This window comes from Streptomyces sp. NPDC007084, assembly GCF_040703595.1.
Classification (GTDB): Bacteria; Actinomycetota; Actinomycetes; order Streptomycetales; family Streptomycetaceae; genus Streptomyces.
Genome location: NZ_JBEYFY010000003.1, coordinates 156,530 through 168,735, shown reverse-complemented (window position 1 = coordinate 168,735; position 12,206 = coordinate 156,530). Strand labels below are relative to the sequence as shown.

Genomic DNA, 12,206 nt, shown 5'->3' with positions numbered 1-12,206 from the left:
CCGCGGCGCGGGCGCCCTCCCCCCCACCCCCCCCACCCCCCCGTGGCGGTAACCGGGGGGCGTCCCCCCCCCTCTGGGGGGGGCCAACCCCCGCCGGCTCGTCTGGGTGCCGAAGCTGTGGCGTGCACCCGGATGGTGTCACTGCGTCAGGCGTCTGGCCCGAGCGAGGCCAGGTCGTAGGCGTTGCTGATGGTGGTGTAGGCGTCCTGGGTGAGGTTGACGTGGTCGCCGGAGTCGAAGTCGGCGGGGGCCGGGTCGTTGCCGAGTCTCAGTGCTTGCGGGTCGGCGGTGCTGGTGGGGTCGGGGACGGATACGAGTGCCTCCGCGTCCATCGAACTCAGGGTGGGGGATGTGAGATCGAACTGGTCGGTGATCCAGGTGTTCGTGTCGATGCGGTTCTGGTCCACCGCGCTGGTGCAGGCGCTGTAGCCGGTGCAGGGCGTCAGCGTCGTGAAGACGACCTTGACGCCCCATCCCTTGAGCTGGTCGCGGAGCAGCCCGAGGGCGTTGTCGATGTCGACGTCGTCGTGGCCCGCGACGATGTCCTCCAAGCCTTGGGTGACCACTACGGTGCGGATGTTGGGGATGGAGAGGATGTCCCGGTCCAGGCGGGTGACCGCCGCGCGGCCGCCCGCGCCCGCGCCTTGGTCGGTGCCGAGGTAGTTGTTCTCGATGCCGGAGGCGACGACGCCGTAGTCCGGGATGCCGTCGGTGTTGGTGCGCAGCCGGTAGGACAGCCACTGGTTGAAGCGTGAGGTGTTGTAGCCCGCGGTGTTGCCCGTGGTGCGGCTGTTGATGAGACCGTCGCCCAGTACGGACACGGTGGGGCGGTGATCCGAGGTGGTGACGTCGACTTCGGTGAGGATGTCGGAGAAGCGGCCGGAGGTGGTGCCGGTCCCCATGAACGCCGTGTCGGCTGTGTCCGCGGTGTGATCGCCGCTCCCGGAGGCGCTGATGTAGCTGAGGGTGTCCGTGGCCGCCCAGGGGTGCATGACCAGGTAGTTCACCTTGTTGACCAGGTGGATGCTGGTGGTCAGTGAGGTACCGGGGCTCATGGTGAGCGAGATCGGGTCGCTGTAGAGCTCACCGCCTTCAGGGATCACCACGGACTTGCCTCCAGCGAAGGACACGTCGACGGGAGTGGAGGCGGTTGTCGCGCCGCTGTGGTAAGGGGCGACGGTGACGTGGTCGAGGGTGAGCGGGTCGGTGCCCAGGGCGTTGGACAGTCGCAGTCGGACGTTGTCGCCGCCCGCGCTGGTCTGGGTCACGGTGCGGATGGTCTGGTTGCTGAAGGCGCCGTTGCCGGAGAACTGGAACCGCTCTTCAGAGGGTGCGCTCCAGCTTCCCGTCCATGAGGCACCGTTGGGAGCGGTCGCGGTGTCGCGCACGGACATGCCGATGATGTGCATCCCCGGCACGTACTTGCGTGCGGCGGCGGCCAGGTCGGGCAGTCTCACCGAGTCGAGGGTGGCACCGGCCTTGAGCGGGACCGCGAAGGCATAGATGTTCGTGCTACGGGTCTCCTGCGAGGTCGCGGTGTTGCGGTGCGGCAAGGTTACGGCGGCCAGGGAGTCCGAGCCGTAGACCCAGTCGGGCATGGTCAGGTAGTAGTGCTGCGCCGAGCCGTCGCCGTAGGTGATGGATCCTTGCGGGGTGACACAGTCCTCATAGGTGCCGTTGCCCAGACTGCAGTTGGTGGCCGAGGTGTTGGTGTTGTCGGGGACGACAGGGCTGGTGACGTCTTCCTGCTGGTGCTGGGAGCCGACGAAGCCATAGGTCGAGAAGCCGAGGAAGACGAGGGCCTGGCCCCTGGCGCCGTTCATCTGAATGTTCTGGTTCGCGGCCATCACGTTGTCGCCGCCGGCGGAGCCGAAGTTGGGCAGTGTGAAGGGCGCGCCGTCCACGGTGATCTTGCCACCGGGCTGCCAGCCGGCCGCCTTCAGGTCCTGCAGTGAGAGCGAGGCTCCCACACCGTCGGCGTCGGCGGTCTTGTGGTTGCCGTCATCGGAGGCGGCGGTGTTGTTGAACGCGGCTTGCAGGCTGGCGTACGTCTTGGGGGCGTGCCCCAGCGCGGTGAACTCGTACTGCTGCTGGGAGGAGACGTTGCCGGCCGAGTCGACGGCGTAGACATAGAGAGTGTGCGTGCCGGGCGCTACGGGGGTAACGGTGATCGTGGCGGCGTTGTTGGTTGCCGTCGCGGTTTGTGCGGCAGGGGTGTTGGAGGTCGGCGGGGCCGCGTCGAGACCGTAGAGGAACTTCGAGGCGTTGTTGCCGCTGCTGCCCGGGTTCACAGAGAGGGTGAACTTGCCGGGGGTGCCGGCGGCGGTGGTGCTGGGGGAGTCCTCCGGGTAGAGGCTGTCTGCGGTCTTGACGGACGGTTGGGCGGGGCTGTGCAGGTCGACGGTGAAGTGACACGTCGCCGAAGTGGATGAGGTGTCCTCCCCGTCGCTGGAGGTGGCCTTCCAGCTGACCACGCTGCCGTCGGCCAGTCCGCTCATGAACGACGAGGACAGCTGCTTGGGAGCGTTCGCGCCGCTGGCGACGGTCGCGCTGGTGGCCGTGGTCGTACTCCCACTACCGACCCAGTACGAGTATGTGGCGGCCAGGGCGTCCTTGTCGGTGTCGCTGACTGTGGCGTTCAGGGTCGGTGGTGTGGTGGCCAGAGTCTTGCCGACGATGGGATAAGGGGTACTCGTGCCGCAGCCGAGCGAGGTGGACCCGACCTTGGTGGCCAGTGTCCCGGGCTTGTTGGGCACGTGGTTGTAGGTGATCGACATGGAGGGGTTGTTGTCGAACCGCTTGAAGTAGTTGCCGTCACCACTGCCGCTCTTGCTGTTGACCAGGGCGAAGGTCCAGCTCTTCCAGTGTGCGGCGGCGCCCTTGGCAATCGTGGACGTCACCGAGAAGCCGCCGGAGGGCTGGCTGGTGCAGGCCGGGCCGAAGCTCTTGGTGGCCAGCTTGCTGGTCAGCGAGGGCTTGTGGTCCCAGGTCGTGGACGAGCTGATGGCGCCGGACCAGTAGAGGTAGACGTCGGAGGAGAGGCTGCAGCTCGCGGAATAGTTCTCCTTGGCGTTCACCGTGGCCGACACGATGTGCGCCCCGGCGATGCTGGAGGGCACGGCCAGTTGGAAGTAGGAGCGCTCGCCGCCGATGCAGCCGGACCAGCTGTTGTAGCCGACCCCGGGGTCCCCGTACTGGGTGGAGTCATAGTTCTTGGCGGTGGGGCAGCCCTGCTGGGTCTCGACGTAGTGCTGCTTGGAGCCGCTGGCGTAGTGCGGATTCCAGGTGGGATCGATGAAGACGGGGAAGCGGGTGTGCGGATCACGGAGCAGTTTGGCGTCGGGTAGGAGAAACAGGGTCCTGCCGTGCAGGCGTCCCTGGACGCGGGAGACCCGGGCCTTGGGCGCGGGGCCCGCTTCCGCGCGGGCGTGTACGGCGCCGACGCCGCTGGAGTCCCACATCGCCGGCTGCGGCGCGCTGAAGAGTACCTGGCCCTTCGGAGTGGTCGCGGCCAGATTGCCGTGGCCGTCATCGGCGATGGTGACGCCCCTGGCCTCGGTGGTGAGGGCGAGTCGCGTGAGTGCGGGGTCGGTGGCGGCTGTCGCCTCCTTGACGACGAGTACCTCGGACCAGCCTCCCTGGGTGTCGGCGGTGATCCGCAGGTCCACGTCCGGAAGCACGTCCGGATAGGTCAGGCTCGCGCCGGAGGCGTGGGGAGTCGGCAGAGCGTGGGGCCAGGACACGGCCAGCGAGGCTTTGCCGTGGGTCATGGTGGCGAGCGGTGTGGTACCGCCCCCGGACAGGGCGAGAGGTTCGGCCGCAACTCGAGGGCTCCAGGTGCCGTCGGTGTTGCGGATCAGCGTGGCATCGACAGGAACCCAACGGTGGGCCCTGCGTACCCTTACCGGCAGGAGGCTTGAGTCGTAGATGACGGTTCCGGAGGGGCCCACCGTCGTGGTGGCCGTCTCCGTGGTGAGGGCTTCGACGCGTACCGGCCGGCCTGACGCCGCTGCCTGCCTCTGCGCCGTGGCGAGGGCTCTCTCGTCGGTCGTCGTCACTCCGCCACCGTCACTTGGACGCAGCGAGCCGGTCGGTGCCGGCGGCTTCATGCCGTCCGATGGCGCCGGAGTCAGGTCTGGCTGGCCTGCTGCGACATCTGTGACGGAGCCGGGTGCGGAGTCAGCGGTGGCCGGCTGGGCGGCGAGCGGAGTCAGGCAGAGCGCACTGACCGTGGCGAGAACGAGGAATCTGCCCGCTGTTCGCGGGATCTTTGTGAATGCGCTGGCGGTGGAACGCCAGCGGAAAATGTCGGACATCTGCCCCCCCATTTAGTCCGAATGAAAAGTGCCTGTGGGCGCCAGGGAGGTTATCCGTAATCGCGTGAAAGCAGCAACAGGATGACGGGAGGGTCGCGGTGTCATGGACTCGGCTGTCGTGTGGATGGAGTGTACAAGTTTAGTGTGCGGTGTGTCAGTTGTCGCAGATCCTGAATAATCGGTGCCGTTCGTAGGGAAGTTGATGCTTTTGGCACCCCGTTTTTGTCGAACGGCGGCCCTTCCATGGCGATTTCTATACCTTTTGATTGTGTGAAGAGGCTGTGAGGGGACGTCCGTGATCTGATCGAATAGCTCTTCGGAAAATGCGCTGGAAATGGGGGGCCGGAGTGCGTCGAAATTCACGGTGGCGGATATGCGGGAAGACCATGCGGATGCGCAGGCTGCCCGCTTTGTGGATCATCGCAATCAGCACGCTCGGCCTGCTCGCCGGATTCATTTCGCCGACGGGCGCCCTCGCGGCAGGACAGCACCCCGACTACGCCGTCAAGGCGAAGAAGGAAAGATCGGTGCCCGTCTCACCGGTCAAGGGTAGGGCCGCGAAGATGCCGCACATGGCGCGGTGGAGCGCCGCCGCGGCGCACACGACATGGCCCGCCAAGGGGACAGCCGAACTGGCCGTTCCGGCAAAGGGTGTTGCCGCCAAGCAGGCTGACGGCGTCCCGGTGAGCGTTACGCCGGCGACGGGCGCCCGCCGGGCGAAGTCGGGCGCGCGCGTGCACGTCTCCCTGCCGGGGCAGACCGCGGCGCGGAAGCTCGGGGTGCGCGGCGTCGTTCTCACGGTCAAGCCAGACAGCGCGCTGTCGACTGGCACCACTCAAGTGGGCCTGGATTACTCGGCGTTCAAGGACGCCTACGGCGGTGACTGGGCCGGCCGCCTGCGACTGGTCCGGCTGCCCGCCTGCGCGCTGACCACACCGCAGGCGGCCGCATGCCGTAAGCGGACGCCGCTGACCTCGACCAACAACACCAAGACGCAGACAGTCTCGGCCCAGATCACCCTTGCCGCCTCGACGACGGCGCAGCCTGTGGTGCTCGCGGCGGAGGCCGCCGCCTCGGGGGGCGGCGGAAACTACGCGGCCACCTCCCTGGCCCCCTCGGGCCAATGGTCGGCCGGCGGCTCGACCGGCGCCTTCAGCTACACCTACCCGATCACGGTGCCCGACGTCCCCGGGAGCCTGACCCCGAACGTCTCGCTGAACTACAGCTCCCAGGGCGTGGACGGCCGTACCTCCTCGACGAACGCCCAGTCCTCCTGGATCGGCGACGGCTGGGACTACTCACCGGGCTTCGTCGAGCGCAGCTACGCATCCTGCTCCGACGACACCGCGAACGGTTCGCCCAAGACCTCGGACGAGTGCTGGTCCGACGACGTCGACTCCCTGACCCTGTCGCTGAACGGCTCGTCCAACACGCTCGTCCACGACGACAAGTCCAACAGCTGGCACCCGCAGGCCGACAACGGCGAGAAGATCGAGGTCAAGACCGACACGGTCAACGGAGACAACGACAACGAGTACTTCGTCGTCACCACCGCCGACGGCACCCAGTACTACTTCGGCAAGAACCGGCTCCCCGGCTGGGCGACGGGCAACGCCACCACCAACTCGGTGTTCACCACACCCGTCTACGGCAACGACACCGGCGAGCCCTGCCACGCCAGCACGTTCGCCAACTCCTGGTGCCAGCAGGGCTACCGGTGGAACCTCGACTACACCGTCGACCCGCATGGCAATGCCATCAGCTACTGGTACACCCCGGAGACCGGCTACTACGGCCGTGACAACTCCACCACCCCCACCACGTACGCACGGAGCGGCTACCTCTCGAAGATCCAGTACGGCCAACTCGCCGGCAAGGTCTACGACACCACCGCCCTGGCCGCCGCACAGATTCTCTTCGATACTTCCGAGCGATGCCTGGCCGACTCAAACTTCGACTGCGCCACATCGAAGATGACCACGGCCAACGCCTCCCACTGGCCCGACGTCCCCGTCGACCAGACCTGCGCATCCTCGGGCACCTGCAACAACCACGGCCCAGCCTTCTTCACCACCAAGCGCCTGACAGGGATCCGTACCCAGACCCTGGTCGGGACCACGTACAGCAACGTCGACGCTTGGACCCTGACCCACACGTTCCCGTCCACCGGTGACACCACCACGCCGTCGCTGTGGCTGAGCCAGATCGTGCACACAGGTAAAGACGGCGGAAGCCTTGCCCTGCCGCCGGTCAAGTTCGCCGGTCAGGCACTGGCCAACCGCGTGGACGGCCTCGACGGCTACCAACCGATCACGCGCTACCGGCTTTACACGGTCACCACCGAATCCGGCGAGGTGATCACCGTCAACTACAGCGCCCCCCAATGCCACCGCAAGGGCACCACGGTGTTGCCCTCCAGCCAGGACGGCAACACCTACCGCTGCTACCCGCAGTACTGGACTCCGCCGGGACAGACCTCTCCGCAACTCGACTGGTTCAACAAGTTCCTCGTCAACTCCGTGACCCTTCAGGACCCCACCGCCGGGGGCCTGCCCGTCCAGACCTCCTACGCCTACATCGGCGATCCGGCCTGGCACTACAACGACGACCCCCAGACGCAGGCCAAGTACCGCACGTGGAACCAGTGGCGCGGCTACGGCACCGTCGAAATCCGTACGGGCACGGCCCCGGCGAAGATCACCTTGTCCCGGGCGATGTACTTCCGCGGCATGGACGGCGACAAGACCTCCTCGGGCACCCGCAGCGTCACCCTCAACGACACGGCCAACGACGATCCGCAGAAGGACTCCGACTGGCTGGCCGGTCAGACCTTCGAAGCACAGTCGTACAACGGTGACGGAGGCGCGCTGCTCTCCGACGGCATCACCGATCCCTGGAGTTCGACGGCCACCGCCACCCAGTCGCGTACGAAGTCGGGACTCGACCCGCTGACCGCACGCCGCACGAACACCGCGCGGGAACGCACCGTCACGACCAAAGCCGACGGCACCAAACGCACCACCGAGATCGACTACACGATCGACGGCGCCACCGGTCTGCCCAAGAGCGTCGACGACCGGGGCGACGTCGCGACCTCCATCGACGACAAGTGCACGCACACCTGGTACGCCACCGACGCCTCCGGAAACCTCCTGCCGGTGCCGCGCAGGGTCCAGGAACTCGCCGTCTCCTGCTCGGCCACACCGAAGTACCCCCAGGACCTGCTCAGCGACGACCTGTCCTTCTTCGACGGCTCCACGGACAACACCGCCACGCCCGCCAAGGGCGACGTCACGATGGTGCAGAAGGCCGACTCGGTGGCCGCCGACGGCACCCCGCACTACATCACGGCCCTGAGGAACAGCTACGACACCTACGGCCGCGAACTCACCGAGACCGATGCCGACGGCCGGGTGACAACCACCACGTACACGCCCACCACGGGAGCGTCCCCGACCGCCATCTCGGTCACCCAGCCGAAGGTCACCGGCCAGACCGCCGGCTTCACCACCACGACCACGCTTGACCCGGCGCGCGGCCTCGACCTGAAGACCACCGACGCCGCCGGCTACTCCACCACGAGCACCTACGACCCGCTCGGCCGCCTGACCGCCGTATGGAACCCGGGATTCCCCACCGACAACAACCCCAACACCAAGTACAGCTACAACCTCACGCCGTCGGCGCCCTCGACCGTCACCACCCAGACGCTCAACGACAACAACGCCTACCGCACCTCCATCTCCCTGTACGACGCGATGCTGCGCCCGCGCGAGACGCAGACGGCGACCCTCGACGGTGGCCGTACGATCACCGACACCGTCTACGACTCTCACGGCTGGCCCGTCAGCTCCTCCGACGCGTACTACAACAACGGCGCCCCCGCCGCCACGCTCGTCGACGCGGCCGACAACCAGACGCCGTCCCAGACCGGCACTCTCTACGACGGTGCGGGCCGGGCGACCGCCTCGATCGCCTACCACTTCGCATCCGAGACCTGGCGCACCACCACCGCCTACCCCGGCTCCGACCGCGTCGACGTCACCCCGTCCGCCGGCACCACGCCGTTCGGCGCCACACCCACCACCACGTACACCAACGCACGCGGCCAGCTCGACAAACTGCTGCGCTACCACGGCACCACGGCCACCGGCGCCGCCGACACCGTCACCTACTCCTACGACGCGGCCGGCCACCAGATCGGCCAGGACGACGGCCAGGGCCACACCTGGAGCAGTGGATACGACCTCCTGGGCCGCCGCATTTCCCAGACCGACCCCGACACCGGCGCCTCCAGGTCCACCTACGACAACGCCGGCCAACTGCTGACTGCGACCGACAACCGCGGCAAGACCATCAGCTACGCGTACGACGAGATGGGCCGCAAGAAAGCCGAATACGACACCACCGGCGGCGTCGCACCCGCGGCCGGCAACGAACTGGCCGCCTGGACGTACGACACACTCAAGAAGGGCAAGCCCACCGCCTCCATCCGCTACGTCGGCGGCACTGGCGGATCCGCCTACACCCAGAAGATCGCCGGCTACGACAGCCACGGCTGGCCCCAGGCCGCCCAACTCGTCATCCCGGCCGCCGAAGGCGCGCTCCAGGGCACGTACACCACGCAAAGCCACTACAACCTCACCGGCACGCTCTCCTCGTACACCGACGCCGTGCCGACCACCGTCAAACTGCCGCAAGAGACCGTCGGCTACACCTACGACGCCTTCAACCGCCCCACCGCCGTCGCGGGCGACACGTGGGGATACGTCCAAAAGCTCAGCTACACCGAGTTCGACGAGCCCTACCAGTTCACTTATGGCACCTCGGGCAACTTCGCCCAGCAGACCCGCAATTACGACGACCAGACCCGCCGCCTGACGGACTCCACCACCGTCACCCAGTCCGGCGCCACCATCGCAGACAAGAGCACCTACAGCTACCAGCCGTCCGGCAACATCACCAAGATCACCGACAAACTGCAGACCGGCACGACCGACACCCAGTGCTTCGCCTACGACTGGGCCCAGCGGCTGAAGGACGCGTGGACGGCCACCGACGGCTGCGCGGCGACCCCAGCGCCCGGAGCCTCCACCACCGTCGGCGGCATCTCGCCGTACTGGCAGTCATGGACCTATGACGCCACGGGAGCCCGTTCATCCCAGGTGGACCATGACCCGTCCGGCGATGTCACCCACGACGCGACAGCCTCCTACAAGCCGTTCGCGGCGGGGAAGGGCCCGGCTCACGCCGTGTCCGAGGTGAACAAGGTGACGCCCGGCGACGCGGCGGCCAACACCACCAACGCCTACACGTACGACGCGGACGGCGACGTCCAGACCCGCACCACCCGCGCCGGAACGGACACCTTCACCTACGACGACGAAGGCCACCTCGCGGAACTGGCCTCGACCGGCTCCAGCGGCGACACCAAATACCTGTACGACGCCGGCGGCAGCCTTCTCATCCGGCACAGCCCGGACGCCACCACCCTCTACACCGGCGATGAAGAGATCACCCTCAAGAAGGGCGCCACCACCGCCGACGGCGTGCGCTACATCTCCCTGGCCGGCCAGACCGTGGCCACCCACTCCTCTGACGGCAAATACACCTATCTCATCCCCGACCGCCAGGGCACCGGCACCCTCGCGATCGACTCACAGACCCAGCAGGTCACCCGACGTCAGTACAAGCCCTTCGGTGAGACCCGCGACCAGAGCGGAACCTGGATCGGACAACGCGGCTACGTCGGCGGCACCCAGGACGACAACACCGGCCTGACCAACCTCGGCGCCCGCGAATACGACCCGTCCATCGGCCGGTTTCTCAGCCCCGACCCCCTCCTCGACCCAGGCTCCCCGCAATCCTGGAACGCCTACGACTACGCCGACGACACCCCTGTCACCACCTCCGACCCCACCGGCGGTTGCGCCGACATCGACTGCCCCACACGCAACTGCCCCACCTGCATAAACGGCACTCCGACCGACGCCGAATCCATGCACCGGGCCATGCAGGACCACCCCGGCTCCGGCAGTACCCCCAACAACACCAAGGCCAATGCCAAGAAAGAAAAGGCCGACGTCAGCAACAGCGCGGCCAACGCCCAGGCGGAACAGCGCGCCCTCGAGCGACAGAAAGCCACAGCGGACGCGGCAGCCGCGGCAGCCAAGAAGCAAGCCTCAGGTTTCAAGCACCAACTCCTCAGCCTCGTCGCAGACGTCATCGGCCTCACCGACGCCTACAACTGCTTCACCAAGGGCGACGTCATGGGCTGCGTCAACACCGCCCTCACCGCCGTCCCTTGGGGCAAAGTCTTCAAAGCCATCAAAGTCGGCGTCGAAGCATTCAAGGTCTGGCGCGCGCTAGACCGCGCGTACACCGCGGTAAAGGACGCAGAAGAAGCCGCCAAGATCGCCGAAGACGCCGTAGAAGCGGAACGCTTCGTGGTGGAGGCCGGCAAGGCGGAAGGGGCAGGCGCCGACGCCGTCGAATCCTGCGCTGTGCACAGCTTCACCCCCGACACCGGCGTCCGCCTGGCGGACGGGTCTGCCCAACCGATTAGCAAGGTCAAGGTTGGCGACACCGTCCTTGCCACAGACCCGCAAACCGGCGTCACGTCTCCGGAGAAGGTCCAGAACGTCATCGTCACCACGACGGACAAGGACTTCACCACCCTCACCCTGGACACGGCACCGACCCGCGGGCCCCCTCACCAGCGTCAGACCCACGCCTTCGCGCAGCAGAACGCCCGGCAGTCCGTCACCACCACCTGGCACCACCCGTTCTGGGACGCGACCCACCACCGCTGGACTGACGCCCACAACCTGACACCGGGTACGAAACTCCACACCGCAAACGGCACCACGGCCACCGTCACCAGAATTCGCAACTTCCACCAGCACGGGCTCACTTACGACCTCACCGTCGGCATGGTCCACACGTACTATGTGCTAGCGGGGGCCACGCCGGTCCTCGTTCACAACTGCAACCTGGGCGACTATGCCGACAGCGTCCGCAACGAACCTGGTGTGAAGTTTGCCTCCGAGTACACGTCTCCTTCAGGGGCGAAGTACTACGGCCGCAATAAGCATGGCCAGCAGGCGGAAGGGCCGTTGGCGGATGCGCTCGAACGGACAGGGCATCATGGAGGATGCGCAGAGGTGCACTGTCTGATTCAGGCCCAGGCGGCTGAAGGTCCCGAGGCCATCAGGGGCGGAACCATGCGAACCGTGAGGACGCGGAACAACTCCATGCCAACATCGAATACGGATGGGCATGGTGAACCGGCTCACCCCTGTGGTCGTTGTGGCCGACTGCTGGAAGACCTGGAGATCAACTGATGTCCCTGATTCGCTTCGACTCGCTCAGCGAGGATCTGCTTGGGGCACTTGTTGCGTCCGGATGGAGCGCAGACAGGAAGGTTGACCCAGGTCAATGGGCCTTGCCGCTTGAGGGTGAAGGCTACCGGTCCCATCCATTGGCAGAGGAAATCCTCGCGGCAGTGGGAGGGCTCTCAATCGAGCCGGTAAATCGAGTCGGCCCGAACTTCAGTAATGACGAGCCTTACAATTTCGATCCCATTGCCGCTGGATCAGGGCAGCGTGATCTAGCGGCAGAGGTGGAAAGTGTTCTCGGTGGGGACTATTTTCCCATCGGTGAATGGCTCAGTTATTCAAGCGTTTTCGTAGAAGCTGGGGGGAGGGTGGTTGCTGCTGGCATGGGTTGGATCTGGGAGCTTGGTGCCACCTTTGAAGACTCCCTAGAGTTGGCGGTCTGCGCGAATCGCCCACTGAACTGTCTGCACTCCGATCCGGGACTCGATCCTTGGCCGAGACCTGATTCTCGTTAGTGAATCTTGGCCGCGTAGAGCTTCATGTAACGAGGCTT

The 12,206-nt window shown here is 66.5% G+C and carries 3 protein-coding genes; 2 read left to right on the top strand and 1 reads right to left on the bottom strand.

Features of this window, described 5'->3' with window-relative positions:
• Window positions 1–146: 146 nt before the first annotated feature.
• Entirely contained in the window at window positions 147–4,058 is a 3,912-nt protein-coding gene (locus tag AB0912_RS04310; protein ID WP_366696408.1) for a hypothetical protein, read from the bottom strand.
• A 668-nt stretch (window positions 4,059–4,726) separates the two neighbouring features.
• On the opposite strand from AB0912_RS04310, the gene AB0912_RS04305 reads away from it, so the two are divergent.
• Together AB0912_RS04305 and AB0912_RS04300 are read left to right on the top strand one after the other, a co-directional pair.
• Window positions 4,727–11,659 (top strand): RHS repeat-associated core domain-containing protein, encoded by a 6,933-nt coding sequence (locus AB0912_RS04305; RefSeq protein ID WP_366696407.1) that lies wholly within the window; start codon window positions 4,727–4,729, stop codon window positions 11,657–11,659.
• Window positions 11,659–12,168, top strand: coding sequence for an SUKH-3 domain-containing protein (locus AB0912_RS04300; RefSeq protein ID WP_355092502.1), 510 nt, complete (start codon window positions 11,659–11,661; stop codon window positions 12,166–12,168). The genes AB0912_RS04305 and AB0912_RS04300 overlap by 1 nt, the downstream gene beginning before the upstream one ends.
• The last annotated feature ends 38 nt before the right edge of the window (window positions 12,169–12,206 follow it).

Excerpts from the sequence above, each read along its gene's own strand:
- AB0912_RS04300 (WP_355092502.1), top strand. The coding sequence starts at position 11,659 with ATGTCCCTGATTCGCTTCGACTCGCTCAGCGAGGATCTGCTTGGGGCA.